Origin of the sequence: Massilia sp. Mn16-1_5, assembly GCF_004798585.1 — a bacterium.
In the GTDB taxonomy this organism is placed as follows: domain Bacteria; phylum Pseudomonadota; class Gammaproteobacteria; order Burkholderiales; family Burkholderiaceae_D; genus Telluria.
Map to the genome: position 1 here is coordinate 144,632 of NZ_PPXQ01000001.1, position 15,904 is coordinate 160,535.

A 15,904-nucleotide genomic window follows, 5' to 3' on the forward strand; every position below is an offset into this window, starting at 1 on the left:
GAATGCTTTGCCGGAACAATCGCCCCGGGCGCTATTCAAACGACAACATGCTTTCCAAAACGGTCCACGCGAAGGTGCAGGCACTCTCGCGTTCCACGAACGACATCCTCAGCGACGGCTTCGAGCGCGTGCGCGGCCTGACCCTGCTTGAGGTGCAGCACCTGGTGCGCTTCGCGCGGCGCCGCCTGCGCGAGGAAATGCTGCCCCAGGTGGCAGGCAGCCTCACCTTTACGACCACGCTGGCGCTGGTACCCCTGCTGACGATCGTGCTAGCCATTTTTACCACGTTTCCGATCTTCGGTCAGCTCCGCACGGCTCTCGAAACTTACTTCGCCCAGGCCCTGATGCCGAAGGCGATCTCGAACACGATCATCGCCAACCTGACGGGTTTTGCCGACAAGGCCAAGGGGCTCTCGGCGCTTGGCGCGGTCGTGCTGCTGTTCACCACGACGGCCATGATGGGCATGATCGAGCGCGTCTTCAACCAGATCTGGCGCGTGCGCCGGCCGCGTCCGCTGATGCAGCGCATGCTGACCTACTGGGCGCTGATCACCCTCGGCCCCTTGCTGTTCGGCCTGTCGATTTCGCTCACGGCCCAGCTGTTCATGGTGACCGGCGGCGTGACGAAAGCCGTGCCCTTCCTCGGCACGCTGCTCTCGACCCTGGCCTCGCTGGCGCTGACGACCGGCGCCTACACGCTGCTCTACGTGGCCGTGCCCAACCGCCACGTGAACTGGCGCGACGCCCTGTGGGGGGCGCTGGCCGCGGCGATCGCCTTCGAGCTGGCGAAGCGCCTGTTCGCGCTCTTCATCCGCCAGTTCCCGACCTACGCCATCATCTACGGCGCCCTGGCCGCGCTGCCGCTTTTCCTGCTCTGGTTGTATCTATCGTGGTTGATCACGCTGCTAGGGGCGGTGGTGGCGGCGGCGCTGCCGGTCATCAAGTACGAGCGCTGGTGGCACGTGCCGGCGCCGGGCGGCGTGTTCGTCGATGCGATGGCGGTGCTGAAGGTGCTGCACGGCGGCGCCCACGCGACCGGTTCGGCGCTGGTGTCATCAAGCGCGATCCGGGCGCATACGCGCATCGGTTACGACGAACTGAGCCTGCTGCTGGAGCAGATGGTGGCGGCCGGCTGGGTGGGACGGGTGCAGCCGGAACTGAAGGTAGAGGGGCAGTGGCGCAACGTCGACCGCGCAGGCGCCGACGACTGGGTGCTGCTGGCCGATCCAGACGAGCTGCGCGTGGCCGACGTCTACCGGCTGTTCGTGTTCGGCGGCGCGCGGGCGGCGCTGGCGCCGAATGCGCAGCAGGTGGCGGGGTCGAGTTTGTCGCTGGATGCCGGGGCGTTGGCGCGAGAGGTGGAGAAGGCCGTCGCGCAGGGTCTCGATCAGCCGATCAGTGCGTATTTCGCGGGTGCGCAAGCGGTGTAATGCGGGCATGCCCGCCCTACGGTGCGCCACCGCCCGCGGCTGCCGTTTAACGTAGGGCGGGCATGCCCGCGTCACGCACGGTCGATCAGAAACTGAGCTTCCCCGTCAACATCTGCCAGTACATCACCCAGTCCGCCTTGAACGACAGCCACGGCTGCTTGAAGGTCGCCGGCCGGTTGTGCTCGTAGAAGAAATGCCCGATCCATGCGCCGCCGTAGCCGAACACGAGGGCGGCCAGCACCCACCACGCATTGGCCGTCACGATCGCCGTCGCGATCGCCAGCAAGGCCCCCGTGCTGCCGATGAAGTGGGTGCGCCGGCAGCGGCGGTCGGCGTGCTGGGACAGGTAGAAGGGATAGAACTCGGCAAAGCTCATGCTCTCGTCTCCTCGAGGGACAGCGCAAACGCGTCCAGCGCGTCCAGCACGGCATCGGGCTGCTCGCTCATCAGCGAATGGCCGGCGTCGACCTGCACCACCTTGCCGTGCGCGATCGTGCTGGTCAACAGCTTGGTCGAGCGCGCCGGCGTCATCATGTCCTTGCTGCCGAAAATGAAGAGCGTCGGACAGCGCACGGCCCTTGCCGCCGCTTCACCGTTGGCATAGGCATTACAGGCCGAGAAGTCGGTGTAGAAGAGGTGGTCCGGATTCAGGGCCGACATGCGCTGCATCAGCCGGCGCGCGCCGCCCATCACGGAAAAGCCGGGCGCCGGCGCCGATGGTTTATGGGCGATGCTCGAGTGCGACCAGATGTTGACCATGTCGATCGCCGTTCCCTCGTCGTCGCGCGCGGTGGCCAGCAGGGCGTCCGAGACTTTCATCGGATAGGTCGTGCCGAGCATGGCAAGGGCGCGTACCTTGTCTGGGGCGCGCAGCGACGCTTCCAGCGCGACGAGCGAACCCATGCTGTGTCCGGCCAGGATCGGCTTGCGCACCCCGGCCGCCTCCAGCAGCGCCAGCAGCCAGTCGGCCATCTGCTCGACGCTGGCCAGCGCCGGACCGCTGCTGCGGCCATGTCCCGGCAGGTCCACCGCCAGCACGCCATAGCCGTGGTGCGCGAACCAGCGCGACTGCAGGCCCCAGACCGAATGGTCGTTCTGGGCGCCGTGGATGAAGACGATGGTCGGCAGCAGCGGATCAAAAGCCTTGCCGCCGCTGTAGGCGTAGGCCTGTTTGCCCTGGATCTCGAGCATCATCTCAGGCTCCCTTCTGCGCGGCCTTGAGCGCGCGGCCCAGGTCTTCGATCAGGTCGCCGGCGTCTTCCAGGCCGACCGAGAGGCGCATCGTGCCCTCCGTGATGCCGCTCGCGGCCAATTGGTCCACCGGCACGCGGAAGTGGGTGGTCGAGGCAGGATGGATCACCAGCGACTTGGCGTCGCCGACGTTCGCCAGGTGCGAGAACACCTTCAGGCTGTCGACGAAACGGCGGCCGGCCGCGCGGTCGCCCTTGAGGGCGAAGGTGAACACGGCGCCGCAGCCTTTCGGCAGCAGGCGCTGCGCCAGCACGTGGTCCGGATGGCTGTCGAGCTCCGGATAGGACACCGCCTCGACAGCCGGATGCGCGAGCAGGAATTCGATCACGCGGCGGGTGTTGGCGACGTGGCGCTCCATGCGCAGGCCCAGGGTCTCGACGCCCTGCAGGATGGCGAAGGCGTTGTGCGGGCTCATGGCCGCGCCGAAGTCGCGCAGGCCTTCGCGCCGCGCGCGCAGGGCGAATGCGCCGACGCTCGATTCTTCGGCGAACACCATGCCGTGGAAGCCCTCGTAGGGCTCGCACAGCTCGGCAAAGCGGCCGGTCCGGTCGTGCGCGCGCTGCCAGTCGAAGGTGCCGCCGTCGACCAGCAGGCCGCCGATCGCGGTGCCATGGCCGCACAGGAACTTGGTGGCCGAATGGAAGACCAGGTCGGCGCCATGCTCGACGGGCTGCAGCAGCCAGGGCGTGGTGAAGGTCGAATCGACCATCAGCGGCAGCTCGTGTTCATGGGCCAGGGCACTGATACGCGGAATGTCGAGCACGTCCAGGCCGGGATTGCCCAGGGTTTCGCCGAACAGGACGCGGGTTTCGGGGCGGATCGCGGCGCGCCAGGCGTCGATGTCGCGCGGGTCCACGAAGGTGGTCTCGATGCCGAAGCGCTTCAGGGTATAGGCCAGCAGGTTGTGCGAGCCGCCGTAGAGCGCGCGCGAAGCAACGATGTGGGAGCCGGCGCCAGCGATCGTCGACAGGCCGAGGAACATCGCGGCCTGGCCGCTAGCGGTGGCGATGCCGGCCACGCCGCCCTCCAGCGCCGCGATGCGCTCTTCCAGCACCGCATTGGTCGGGTTCGAGATGCGTGAATAGACGTGGCCGCTGCGCTCCATGTTGAACAGCGAGGCGGCGTGATCGGAATCGCGGAAGGCGAAGGAAGAGGTGAAGTGGATCGGCGTGGCGCGCGCGCCCGTCGCCGGGTCGATTGCCGCGCCCGCGTGCAGCGACAGGGTGTCGAAGCCCGGGTAGTGTGGACCGCTCATGAGTGTCTCGTTAAAGAATAGTTATGGGCGGCATCGTAGCATTCTTTGCTCATGGCGCAAGCGGATGAGCGGCGCCGTCCCCACGTCGCTGGATTTTCTGATAGCCTTAAGCTACATTCGTGTTATAGCTTAGACAAAGAAATCGACTAGTGAATATTCCAACAGAAGCCGGGGTGGCTAATATGAAAGTTTCAGAAATCCTGCAGGTCAAGGGCAACATCCTCTACACGGTGACCCCTGAAACCCTGCTCGCCGACGCGGTCAATACGATGTCGGAAAAGGACATCGGTTCCCTGGTGGTCATGGAGTATGGCGACCTCGTCGGCATGCTGACTTTCCGCGAAGTGATCAAGGTGCTGCACTCGAACGGCGGCGCGCTGGGCGAGGGGACGGTGCGCAAGCACATGGACGAGGCGCCGATCACGGTCACCCCCGAAACCGAAGTCAACGAAGTGCGCCGCATGATGCTGGAAAAGCATGCGCGCTACCTGCCGGTGATGGATGCCAAGACGCTGCTGGGCGTGATTTCGTTCTACGACGTCGCGCGCGCGGTGCTCGAGGCGCAGAGTTTCGAGAACCGCATGCTCAAGGCGTATATCCGGGATTGGCCGGCGGAGCAGGCGGCCGAGGATTAAGTAGCGGGTCTACTTTGGTGGGCCCGGGGCGCCCACCCTTGTATCTTGAACCTATGTGGAGCTAGCTACTCTACATGGAGTTGGGGCAGCCTGAGTCCACCCTGATGGCCAGACCATGAACCGTAGATCAGGCGCCTCAGCTCTTTCTACTTCTGCCAAACTTTGACACTGGACGGTAGCCAAGGGGAAAACCCTGGATGTGCAAGGCAAGCGGGCGAAGTTGGGCATTTCAGGAGCGAGGATCATGAAATACCTTGGCGTGGATGTCTCGAAGGACAAGCTCGACTGCTGCCTCTTGCGCGATGCAGCCGATACCAAACGCAAGACCAAAGTGGTGGCAAACAGTCCGGCCGGACTTGCCACGCTTGCTTACTTCGTGGAAAAAGAAGGCATCCTTCCTGATGAGCTTCACGTCATCATGGAAGGTACGGGCGTCTACCACCAGTTGGCCGCCGAGACACTATCCGATGCCGGCATGACGGTCTCGATTGCCAACCCCGCCCAGGTGAAGGACTTCGGTCGGGGCATGGCGGTGCGAACGAAGAACGATACGAAGGACAGCTTCGTACTGGCTCGCTATGGCGCGCTGCTGAAGCCAGCGCCCTGGGTGCCGCCGCCGCCCGCGGCCCGGCAGCTACAGGCATATATCGCGCGTGAAGACGCGATCAAGAAGGACATCGAGCGTGAACAGAACCGCAAGGAAAAATCCGTCGTCGGCCGCGCACCCGCGGATGTCCTGGCATCGATCGACGAAACCATTGGATTTCTGAACACTCAGCTGAAAGCGATCCGGAAAAAGATCGATGCGCACATCGACAGGCATCCTGATCTGAAGGACGACATGAAGCTGTTGACCAGCATTCCTGGCGTCGGACCGGAAACCGGGCATCACATGCTGTCGGTCATGCACACCCACCAGTTTCATTCTGCCGAACAGCTTGCAGCCTATCTCGGCCTGGTGCCTGTGGAACGCCAGTCGGGAACGAGCCTGCACGCTCGTCCCAAGCTATCGAAAGCGGGGCCGAAAAGGATGCGTGCCGCCTTGTACATGCCCGCAGTGTCGGCCCTGCAGTGGAATCCCCATATACGCGCACTCAAGGAGCGACTGGCTGCTAAAGGCAAGACGCCGATGGCAATCGTCGGCGCAGCCATGCGCAAGCTCGTACACCTGTGCTTCGGCGTCTTGAGGACCAGAACAAAATACTCACCGGACCACGCTCACCCTGCTTGAAACCCGAGACGGTATCTACGATATCGCGAGCTGTAGGGTGGGCGCCCCGAGCCCACCATTCGCGTCACGTCACGCGGCGTCGCTCAAGCCCTGCGTCGCCAGCCACTCCAATAAAGCTTGCGGCGACAGCGGCCGCGAGAACAGGAAGCCCTGCGCCAGCGGGCAGCCCAGCGCGTGCAGGATCTGCGCCTGGCGTTCGTCTTCCACCCCTTCCGCAATGACTGACAAACCGAGGTTGCGTCCGAGCTGGATGATCATCTCGGCGATGCTGCTGCCGCGCGCCGAGCCGGTGATCTCGGTAACGAAGGCGCGGTCGATCTTGAGGCGGTCCACGTTCAGGCGCTGCAGGTGCGACAGCGAAGAGAAGCCGGTGCCGAAGTCGTCGATCGCGATCGAGACCCCGGTGCGCTTGACCTGGGCCAGCATCTCGGCCAGCAGCTGCGGCTCTTCCATCGCCATCGATTCCGTGATCTCGAGCTCGATGTATTCGGGCGGCGCGCCGGTGTCATTCAGCACCGTGCGCAGGACGTCGACGAAGCGCGGATGGCGGAACTGGGCCTGCGACACGTTGATCGACATCGTGAAGTCGAGGTGGCCGGCGCCGCGCAGGCGCATCAGCTCGTCGCAGGCTTCGCGCAGCACCCAGGCGCCGATCTCGACGATCAGGCCCGAATATTCCGCGATCGGGATGAAGCGGTCCGGCGGCACCAGGGTGCCGTCCTGCATACGCCAGCGCAGCAGCGCTTCGGCGCCGAAGGGTCGGCCGGTCGCAAGGTCCACCTGCGGCTGGTAGGCGAGGAAGAGTTCGCCCCGGCGCACGCCGCTGCGCAGCGCGTGCATCAGGCGCACGCGTTCGCGGATCTCGACGCCCATGCCGCGCGAAAAATAGAAGTGGCCGCCGCGCTGCTGCGACTTCGCGCGCTTCAGGGCGATGTCGGCATCCTTCAGCGCGTCGGCGCCGGTGCCGTCGTGTTCGCCCAGGCGTACCAGGCCGAGGGTGCTTGATACCTGCAGGTCCTGGCCGTCGAGCGAGAAGGGCGCTGCGAACAGGGCGTGGATCGCTTCCGGCGTATTCAGGCTGCCCATGCCCAGCACGGCGAAGATGTCGCCGCCAATGCGCGCCACCTTCAGGCGCGGATCGAGCTGGCTTTGCAGGCGCTGGGCCACCGTGACCAGCAGCTGGTCGCCGAACTGGTGGCCGAGGGCATCGTTGATCTCGGCGAAGTGGTCGAGGTCTACCAGGGTCAGCGTGGTGTCCAGGCCGCCCTCGTTGGCGACCGCGGCGTCCAGGTCCTCGACCAGTTGCGTGCGGTTCGGCAGGCAGGTGAGCTGGTCGAAGAAGGCGGCGTTGTTCAGGCGCCCGACCAGTTCGAGGTTGTCGAGGCTGACCGAGACCACGCTGGCGAAGACGTGCAGCAGGCGCTTGTTGCCGTCGCTGACAGGGCGCACCAGGGGCAAGGCCGCGGCGAAGTCGCGGCCCGATTTGCCGGGGAAGTAGAGCGCGAGGCAAGTCGGATTGAATTCTGAACGCCGCTCGGCCAGGGCACGCGTGGCGGCGCCGCCGATGAGCCCATGCTGCTTCAGGTCGAGCAGGCGCTGTTCCAGTTCGAGTCCGCTGCCGGCGCCCCCCAGCACGCGCAATGCCGCGCCTTCGCGCGCGCACAGCACGCCGCCGGGCTCCTGGCCGAGCAGGGCGGCCGCCTGCTGCAGCACCGAGCGGGCGACGTCGCGCGCGCCGTGTAGGCGCATCAGTTCGGTGCCCGCGTGGACGATGCGTTCCAGCCCGGCGCGGCCCACGCCCAGCGCGTGCAGCTGCTGGTAGGCGCGCACGGCGGCGGCCACCGTCGTGTACAGCTTGGTGCGGGTGAGTTCGGACTTGGTGCGGTAGTCGTTGATGTCGAGGTCGCGGATCGCTTCCATCTCGGGCGTGTAGCCCGGCTGGCCTGTACGCAGGATGATGCGCACGTCGGTCATGCCGAGCGTGTCGCGCACGTGGCGCACCAGGTGCAGGCCGGCGTCGGGCTGCTCCATCACGACGTCGAGCAGGATGACGGCAATGTCGGGCTCGCGCGCCAGGAGCACACGCGCTTGTTCCGCCGAATAGGCGTGCAGGAATTCGAGCGGGCGGTCCTGGACTTCGAGCCCGGCGAGGGCGAAGGTGGTAGTCGAATGGACGTCGGCGTCGTCGTCGACGATCAGGATGCGCCAGCCCGGCACGGCGGAGCGAGTGCCGCGCGCGCCGGCGAGCGGTGCCTCGTCCAGGAATATCAGGTCGTCGTGCGCAGGCAGGGCGACACCGGGCGACATCGATGCGGGCATTATTGTTGCGTCTCCAAGTTCAGGCTCGGCGGTTCATTCGAACGGAGTATAACGGACATTATTCAATACGGGCGGCCAAAAGTTGTGCTTGAAGGAAAATTTATATCCATGGAGCAACATCAAATCTGGTCGAATGCCGAAAAAGGCGGCCCTCCGCCGATCCCTGCGTGGGCTGGTAGAATGATCTTTTCGCACTTTTCGCCTACGTCCTATGTCTGGTAATTCCTTCGGTAAGCTGTTTTCCGTCACCACCTTCGGCGAATCGCACGGTCCCGCGATCGGCTGCGTCATCGACGGCTGCCCGCCGGGCATGGCGCTGACGGAAGCCGACATCCAGGGCGACCTCGACCGCCGCAAGCCCGGCACCTCGCGCCACGTGACCCAGCGCCAGGAAGCGGACCGCGTACAGATCCTGTCGGGCGTGTACGAGGGCGTAACGACCGGCACCCCGATCGCGCTCCTGATTCCGAACGAAGACCAGCGCAGCAAGGACTACGGCAACATCGCCGAGACCTTCCGCCCAGGCCACGCCGACTACACCTATTGGCACAAATACGGCGTGCGCGACCCGCGCGGCGGCGGACGTTCGTCGGCGCGCCTGACCGCGCCCGTGGTCGGCGCCGGCGCGGTGGCCAAGAAATGGCTGCGCGAACGCTATGGCATTGGCTTCATGGGCTGCATGCGCCAGCTGGGCGAGATCGACATCCCGTTCGGCGGCTGGGAGCACGTGGCGAACAATCCCTTCTTTGCCGCTACCGATGACGCGGCGCTGCTGGCGCGCATGGAAGCCTACATGGATGACTTGCGCCGCGCCGGCGACTCGATCGGCGCGCGCATCGACGTGGTGGCCACCGGCGTGCCGGTCGGCCTCGGCCAGCCGATCTACGACAAGCTCGATGCCGACATCGCCTACGCGATGATGGGAATTAATGCGGTCAAGGGCGTGGAGATCGGCGCCGGCTTCAACGCGGTCGTGCAGAAGGGGTCCGAGCACGGCGACGAACTGACGCCGGAAGGTTTTGTGGGCAACCAGGCCGGCGGCGTGCTGGGCGGGATTTCGACCGGGCAGGACATCACGGTCTCGCTGGCGATCAAGCCGACGTCCTCGATCCGGGTGCCGCGCCGTTCGATCGACAAGGCGGGTACGCCATCGATCGTCGAGACCTTCGGCCGCCACGACCCCTGCGTCGGCATCCGCGCGACGCCGATCGCCGAGGCCATGCTGGCCCTGGTGCTGATCGACCACGCGCTGATGCACCGCGCGCAGTGCGGCGACGTGCGCGTCGATACGCCGCGGATTTAAGCCGGGTTTATTGTTTGGCGGCGGCTGCCGCCAGCTCGGCCTGCGTGCGCCGTTCGATCGAACGCACCACCAGCGTGCGCACATCGTTCAGCAGCGAGAATTCCGTCTGGCTCAGGCTGATGGACGGGAAAGTGTCGTCCCAGTCGCCGTAGATGAAGCCGACCGGCTGGCCGTTCAGGCACAGCGGAATCACGACGAAGCAGCGCGCCTCGGACAGGGTGCCGCGCCACCAGCCGGGCAGCTTGGCCGCGAATTTCGGATCGCGCGCATTCTCGATGAAAATCACGCGGTCGCTGGTCAGGGCAGCGTGGAACACGTCGGGGCCGTAGGCGTCGTCGAAGGACAGGTTGGGCATCAGGGTCTTGGCGCCTTCGCCGAAGCCCATGCGCGCCAGGTACTTGCCTTCGCGCCGGTTGCGCAGGAATGCAAACGCGCGCGTGAAGGACAGGCCCTGGAAGATGGTTTCCAGCGCCATCGACATCATCTGGCCCGGATTCACGGACACGCCGGCGTCCCGCATGTCGGCCGCGCCGCTCATCAGGATGCGGTTGCCGGCCTCGCGCTTGCGGGCGACGGTCTCGACGTGTACCTGTTTTTCCAAGGGCTTGGCCAGCGGCGCGATGGTGAGATCGGCCTGCGCCTCGCGCTTGGCCTTGTCGATCGCCGTCAGCATCTGCTGCGGCGCCACGCCCAGCATCGGCGCGAAAGCCTCGGCCAGTTCGGCCACCTGGGCGGCACCGGCTTCGTCGTCGTTCCAGAGCGAGCTGGCGCAGCGGGTCGACATGGTGCCCAGCGCCGCCAGCCAGTCGTCGTGGCCGAAGCCTTCCTCGCGTTCGCCCGGCTCCAGCGTGCGCATGCCGGCCACCAGGTTGCGCGGCAGACCCCAGTGTTCGGCCGTGGCGCGGCCCAGGGCCTCGAGCGAGAGGCCGAGCACCGGCTGCGCCGCCAGTTCCTCGAATCCGGCGCCGGCGACCTCCTGCATCCGTGCCCAGCGTTCGGGCATGTAGAAGGTGACCATCATCCGGCCCAGCGAATGCAGGATCGAGCACACCACGGCTTCCTCGGGGTCGCGCGTGGCGGCGCTGGCGGCCACCTGCTGGGCCACCATCCCGGCCAGCACGGCCTTTTCCATCTCGACGTGGGCGAGCGCCGAATCCGGCGTGCTTTTCGCCAGCTCCTCGATCAGCTTCAGGCCCAGCGCCAGGTGACCGATCGCCTCGGTGCCCAGCACCAGTACGGCTTTCGACACCGTGTTGATGCGCTGGCCGAAGGCGGAATACATGCCGCTGTTGGCGAGCCTGAGTACCTTCTGCGTCAGGACCGGATCCGACAGCACGGTCTGGGTCATCGAGAATTCGCGCTCGTCCTCGCCGCGCATCGAGGCCAGGATGGCGTTGATCGCGCGCGTGAAACCGGGCATGTCGCCCTGGCGGCGGATGCGTTCCCACAGCAGGTCGAGCGTTGCGCCGGCCCGCGGCGGGGTGTCGGGGAGGGATGATGCGGTCATGATGTGCGGGCTGGTCGTTCGGGCGGCAGCAATGCCGTGTAATGGTTGTCCTGCAGGGCGGCGAGGGCCACGTGGGCCGGCATCGGCTTGCCGGTCAGGTAGCCCTGGATGTAGCGGCAGTCGCGCGCCTGCAGCCAGGCCAGCTGTGCCTCGGTCTCGACGCCTTCGGCCACGACCGACAGGTCGAGGTGGCGCGCCATGTCGAGCACGGCGCTGCAGATCGCCGCTTCCTTTTGCGCGCCGGGCAGGTCTTTCACGAATGCGCGGTCCACCTTCAGCACCGAGATCGGGAAGCGCTTGAGGTAGGCCAGCGAGGAGTAGCCGGTGCCGAAGTCGTCGATCGCGATGCGCGCGCCGCGTTCGGACATTTTGGTGAGAATGGTTTCCGCATGCTGCGGGTCGACCATCAGCGTGCCTTCGGTGATCTCGAGCACCAGCTTGCTGCCGTCCAGGCCGGACAGCGCCAGCGCCTCGTCCAGCACGCCAAGGAACTTGTCGTTCCTGAACTGGCGCGGGCTGATGTTCACCGAGATGTAGAGATCGCGCTTGGCGGCTTCCTCGAACTGCGGCAACTGGGCGCAGGCCGCTTTCAGGGCCCAGGCGCCGAGCATGTTGATCAGGCCATTGGTTTCGGCGATCGGGATGAAGCGTACCGGCGGCACCATGCCCAGCGTCGGGTGCTTCCAGCGCATCAGGGTCTCGAAGCCCTCGATCAGGCGCGTGCGCGCATCTACGATCGGCTGGAAGTAGAGCAGGAACTCGCCTTCGCGCACGGCCGAAAACATGGCCGCCTCCAGCGAGATGTCGTGCTGCGGCGGGCCCTGTTCGCGCGCGCTGTAGACCAGGGCGCGGCCCTTGCCGGTTTCCTTGGCGCGGATCAGGGCCGCGTCGGCCAGGGCCAGCAGGCCGTGGTCGTCCTCGGCATGCTGCGGATAGAGCGCGACGCCGCTCGATGCGCCGAGGTAGATCGTATGGCCCTCGTGCTCGAAGGGCGATTGCAGGGTCGCCAGCAGGCGGCCGGTGACGAGCTTGATCTGGGCTTCGCTGGCGGTACCGGGCAGGACCACGACGAATTCGTCGCCGCCCACGCGCGCCAGCGTATCGCTGTCGCGCATCGCGCGCCGCAGCCGGCCGGCGGCCTGGCACAGCACGGCGTCGCCGACCGCGTGGCCGAGCGCATCGTTCACTTTCTTGAAGCCGTCGATGCCGATCGTGGCGACGGCAAAACCCTGGCCCGAGCGGCGCGCGTTGGCGATCACCACGCGGATGCGGTCGGCCAGCAGCAGGCGGTTCGGCAGTTCGGTCAGGGCGTCGTGGGTCGCGATGTGGCGCAGGCGTTCTTCGAGGGCGTGCTGGGCGCTGACGTCGCGTCCGACCACCAGCAGGCTGTCGTAGGCGCCGAGCGGAGCGATGCGCAGCTCGAAAGGAATTTCGCGGCCCAGGCAGCGCAGGCGTACGCGCACCAGCACCGGCTCGCCGGCCGCATGGGCGTCGGCGATCGCGGTGCGCAGGGCGGCGCCGTCGGTCTCGTGGACCAGGTCGGAGAGAGGCATGCCTTCAAGCGCGCCCGGCAGGCCCAGCAGGCGCAGGGTGCGGCGGCTGGCGCTGCGGATCTCGCCGCTGGGCGCGATGCGCAGCGCGCAATCGCCCGCTGCTTCCATCAGCGTGTCGGTGCCGTGCGCCGGCGCGGCGGCGGAGGGAGAGCGCATCGTTGAAATATCTGCCTTATTGCTGGCACCTGGGACAGGTGAACCCTGGAAGTTTAACAAACCACAGGGCACTTTATCATCGAAAAATTCCGAGGGGCATTAAAAAACATCGGCAGCCACACCGAGTCACGCTCCGTTTGCGTTAGCGCAGTGGTGTCTTGCTTGACAAGGCGCTTTGCGCTAGCCTCTTGACGGATCGCTAACAAGCGTCGTCAATACAAGACCCGCCATTTTCGCCGATGCGTAGTGCATGAGAAAGCACAGGCGTGCACTTTGATGCTTTTGCGCAACATTATAGACCAGATGGGCCGACCAGCGAGGAGCCGCGATGAATCCCTTCGATACGCACGACGTCTTCAACCAGGCGCCGCCCTTCGGCGGCGTCAACCTGCTGCGCTGCGACCCGGCGCTGCGCGAAGGCCTTGAGCGCGAAGGCGCCGGCTGGGCGCGCGAGCGGCTCGACGCCCTCGGTGCGCGCCTGGGCCGGGCCGACGTGCTCGACCTGGCGCGCCTGGCCAACAGCAACGGTCCGCGCCTGGTCTCCTTCGACCGCAGCGGCCGCCGCGTCGACGAGGTCGAATTCCATCCGGCCTGGCACGAGCTGATGACCCTGATGATCGGCGCCGGCGCCCATTCCGCGCCCTGGGCCGATCCGCGCCCCGGTGCCCAGGTCGCGCGCGCCGCCGCCTATCTGCTGTTCGGGCAGGTCGAGAACGGCGCCCAGTGTCCGGTGACGATGACCTATGCCGCGGTGCCGGCGCTGCGCCATGCGCCCCGCATCGCCGAACGCTGGCTGCCGAAGATCCTCTCCAATGAATACGACCCGCGCTCGCTGCCGGTGGAGCAGAAGCGCGGCGCCCTGATCGGCATGGGCATGACGGAAAAGCAGGGCGGTACCGACGTGCGCGCCAACACCACGCGCGCGACCGAGATGCTGCCGCGCGAAGCCAACCTGCGCCTGGGCCCGGAGGGCGAAGGCGCCTGGCGCATCGTCGGCCACAAGTGGTTCTTTTCGGCGCCGCAGTCGGACGCCCACCTGATCCTGGCCCAGACCGACGAAACAGGCAGTGCCGGGCTCTCCTGCTTCTTCGTGCCCCGTTACCTGCCCGACGGCAGCCGCAATGCGATCCGCGTCCAGCGCCTGAAGGACAAGCTGGGCAACCGCTCGAATGCCTCGTCCGAGGTCGAGTTCTGCGACGCCATCGGCTGGCTGGTGGGGCCGGTCGGGCGCGGCATCCCGACCATCCTCGAGATGGGCAGCCACACCCGCCTCGACTGCGTGGTCGGGACCGCCGGCATCATGCGCGCGGCCCTGTGCCATGCGCTGAACCATGCGCGCGGCCGCGCCGCCTTCGGCAAGCCGCTGGCGCAGCAGCCGCTCATGCGCAACGTGCTGGCCGACCTGGCGCTGGAATCGGAAGCGGCCACCGCGTTCGCGCTGCGCCTGGCGCGCTGCTTCGACAAGCCGGACGATCCGATCGAAAGCGCGCTGGGGCGCCTCCTGACCCCGGCCGGCAAGTACTGGCTGTGCAAGCGCGGCCCGGCCTTCGGCGCCGAAGCGATGGAAGTCATGGGCGGCAACGGCTATGTCGAGGACGGCCCGCTGGCGCGCCTGTACCGCGAATTCCCCGTCAATTCGATCTGGGAAGGCTCCGGCAACGTGATGTGCCTGGACGTGCTGCGCGCGCTCGGCAAGGCGCCTGAAGCGGCGCGCGCGGCGCTGGAGGCCGAGCTGGCGCCGGCCGCGCGGCGCGATGCGCGCTTCGCGCGTTTCGTGCAGCAGCTCGGGGACGACATGGCGCAGGCCGACGAAGCCGGTGCGCGCCGCCTGGCCGAGCGCCTGGTGGTCGCGGTCCAGGCCGCGCTGCTGATCCAGCATGCGCCGGGCTACGTATCCGACGCTTTTGTGGCCTCGCGCATCGAGCAGGACGTGGGCGGCGCCTTCGGGCGGCTGCCTTCGAATCTCGACTTCGAGGCGATCCTGGCGCGGGCGCTGGCGCTCCCGGAATAAATTCTGCAGGCGGAGCGCGACAAAACCGCCCGCGCTTGCGATAATGGCAGGTTACGAGCACCGCTCCCCGCATCAACCGAAGAAATCTCCTATGTCGACCATGAAACAAGACCCGCGCTTCCCCAGCCTCTACATCCTGAACCACCCGCTGATCCAGCACAAGCTGTCGCACATGCGCGAGCACGACACCTCGACCCGCACCTTCCGCGAGCTGCTCAAGGAGATCACGCTCTTGATGGGCTACGAGATCACGCGCGACCTGCCGCTGACCACGCGTCCGATCCAGACCCCGCTGGTCACCATCGACGCGCCCGTCATCGCCGGCAAGAAGCTGGCGATCGTGCCGATCCTGCGTGCCGGCATCGGCATGAGCGACGGCCTGCTGGAGCTGGTGCCGTCGGCGCGCGTGGGCCACATCGGCGTCTACCGCGACCCCGACACCCACGAACCGGTCGAGTACCTGGTGCGCCTGCCGGACACCTCGGAGCGCACCTTCATCCTGTGCGACCCGATGGTCGCGACCGGTAATTCGGCCGTGCACGCGGTCGACGTGCTCAAGAAGCGCGGCGTGCGCGACGACCAGATCATCTTCCTGGCCCTGGTCGCGGCGCCCGAAGGGGTCAAGGTCTTCCACGACGCCCATCCGAACGTGAAGCTGTACGTGGCCTCGCTCGACTCGCACCTGAACGAGCACGCCTATATCGTCCCCGGCCTGGGCGACGCCGGCGACCGCATCTTCGGTACCAAATAAATGCCGGGGCCGGTGGATGCGGACTTCTTTGTCCGCTTGACGCAGGCGAACGCGGACTTTCGCGCCGGCCTGCCGGACACGCTGCGGCGCCTGGGCCAGGCCGGCAGCGGCTTCGATCCGGGCGCGCCCAGCGCCGCGCTGGCGGCCGAGCTGCAGTCGCTGCTGCATGCGCTGGCGGGCGCCGCCGTCACCTTCGGCTTTCGCGAGCTGGGGCAGGGCGCGCGCGCCCTCGAGCAGCGCCTGCGCGTGCTGACCGCCTTCGAACACGTCGGTGCCGACGACTGGCGCGCCTGGCTGGCCTCGCTGGACGAATTTGTCCGCGGCGGTTTGGCAGCGCCCCAGCCCGCTTATCACAGCGCCGCGTTTTCGCTGTTGCCCTGAACCAAGGGTCTAGCGTCGAGCCGTTTGATCCATCGCAAACTTGATCAGCATCGATGACCTATATTCTTCCTGTGCCGATGCAAATCGGAGTGCGTAGCAGAGGCAGATTCAGCCGGTAAAT

Annotated in this window: 13 protein-coding genes; 7 read left to right on the plus strand and 6 right to left on the minus strand. The window is 66.6% G+C overall.

Translation table 11 applies throughout. The annotated features are described in order from the left end of the window. Positions 1-47: 47 nt before the first annotated feature. The gene (locus C2862_RS00630) at positions 48-1,430 is read left to right on the plus strand and encodes a YihY family inner membrane protein (RefSeq protein ID WP_136218183.1); all 1,383 of its coding nucleotides are present in this window, start codon (positions 48-50) and stop codon (positions 1,428-1,430) included. Positions 1,431-1,515: 85 nt separating this feature from the next. Here C2862_RS00630 and C2862_RS00635 read toward each other — a convergent pair whose 3' ends face one another. Genes C2862_RS00635 through C2862_RS00645 form a run of 3 tightly spaced genes read right to left on the minus strand, consistent with a single transcriptional unit; the run spans position 1,516 to position 3,936 of the window. Continuing rightward, positions 1,516-1,806: a DUF962 domain-containing protein gene (locus C2862_RS00635; RefSeq protein WP_136218184.1), complete on the minus strand. Its 291-nt coding sequence runs from the start codon at positions 1,804-1,806 to the stop codon at positions 1,516-1,518. After that, the gene (locus tag C2862_RS00640; protein ID WP_136218185.1) at positions 1,803-2,624 is read right to left on the minus strand and encodes an alpha/beta fold hydrolase; all 822 of its coding nucleotides are present in this window, start codon (positions 2,622-2,624) and stop codon (positions 1,803-1,805) included. Before C2862_RS00640 ends, C2862_RS00635 begins: the two co-directional genes overlap by 4 nt. 1 nt (position 2,625) lies before the next feature. Next, positions 2,626-3,936 carry an O-acetylhomoserine aminocarboxypropyltransferase gene (locus C2862_RS00645; protein ID WP_136218186.1) on the minus strand — a complete coding sequence of 437 codons (1,311 nt, stop codon included), beginning with the start codon at positions 3,934-3,936 and terminating at the stop codon, positions 2,626-2,628. A gap of 182 nt (positions 3,937-4,118) precedes the next feature. Here C2862_RS00645 and C2862_RS00650 point away from each other — a divergent pair, with 182 nt between their 5' ends. Both C2862_RS00650 and C2862_RS00655 read left to right on the plus strand, forming a co-directional pair. Further along, positions 4,119-4,571, plus strand: a complete 453-nt coding sequence (locus C2862_RS00650; RefSeq protein WP_136218187.1) for a CBS domain-containing protein — start codon at positions 4,119-4,121, stop codon at positions 4,569-4,571. 244 nt (positions 4,572-4,815) lie between these two features. Continuing rightward, positions 4,816-5,802 carry an IS110 family transposase gene (locus tag C2862_RS00655; protein ID WP_136218188.1) on the plus strand — a complete coding sequence of 329 codons (987 nt, stop codon included), beginning with the start codon at positions 4,816-4,818 and terminating at the stop codon, positions 5,800-5,802. A 69-nt stretch (positions 5,803-5,871) separates the two neighbouring features. On the opposite strand, the gene C2862_RS00660 is transcribed toward C2862_RS00655, so the two are convergent. Beyond that, positions 5,872-8,121 (minus strand): EAL domain-containing protein, encoded by a 2,250-nt coding sequence (locus tag C2862_RS00660; protein WP_136218189.1) that lies wholly within the window; start codon positions 8,119-8,121, stop codon positions 5,872-5,874. 211 nt (positions 8,122-8,332) lie between these two features. Here C2862_RS00660 and aroC point away from each other — a divergent pair, with 211 nt between their 5' ends. After that, the gene (aroC, locus tag C2862_RS00665) at positions 8,333-9,424 is read left to right on the plus strand and encodes a chorismate synthase (protein ID WP_136218190.1); all 1,092 of its coding nucleotides are present in this window, start codon (positions 8,333-8,335) and stop codon (positions 9,422-9,424) included. Between the two features lie 7 nt (positions 9,425-9,431). Here aroC and C2862_RS00670 read toward each other — a convergent pair whose 3' ends face one another. Both C2862_RS00670 and C2862_RS00675 read right to left on the minus strand, forming a co-directional pair. Further along, positions 9,432-10,931, minus strand: coding sequence for an HDOD domain-containing protein (locus tag C2862_RS00670; RefSeq protein WP_229467229.1), 1,500 nt, complete (start codon positions 10,929-10,931; stop codon positions 9,432-9,434). Then, the gene (locus tag C2862_RS00675) at positions 10,928-12,640 is read right to left on the minus strand and encodes a bifunctional diguanylate cyclase/phosphodiesterase (protein WP_229467230.1); all 1,713 of its coding nucleotides are present in this window, start codon (positions 12,638-12,640) and stop codon (positions 10,928-10,930) included. Before C2862_RS00675 ends, C2862_RS00670 begins: the two co-directional genes overlap by 4 nt. Positions 12,641-12,968: 328 nt before the next feature. Between C2862_RS00675 and C2862_RS00680 the strand changes: the two genes are divergently transcribed. The 3 genes from C2862_RS00680 to C2862_RS00690 all read left to right on the plus strand — a co-directional run bounded on the left by C2862_RS00680 (position 12,969) and on the right by C2862_RS00690 (position 15,783). Then, entirely contained in the window at positions 12,969-14,651 is a 1,683-nt protein-coding gene (locus tag C2862_RS00680; RefSeq protein ID WP_136218191.1) for an isovaleryl-CoA dehydrogenase, read from the plus strand. Positions 14,652-14,751: 100 nt separating this feature from the next. Next, positions 14,752-15,402 (plus strand): uracil phosphoribosyltransferase, encoded by a 651-nt coding sequence (upp, locus tag C2862_RS00685; RefSeq protein WP_136218429.1) that lies wholly within the window; start codon positions 14,752-14,754, stop codon positions 15,400-15,402. Between the two features lie 36 nt (positions 15,403-15,438). After that, the gene (locus C2862_RS00690; protein ID WP_229467231.1) at positions 15,439-15,783 is read left to right on the plus strand and encodes an Hpt domain-containing protein; all 345 of its coding nucleotides are present in this window, start codon (positions 15,439-15,441) and stop codon (positions 15,781-15,783) included. Positions 15,784-15,904: the final 121 nt, after the last annotated feature.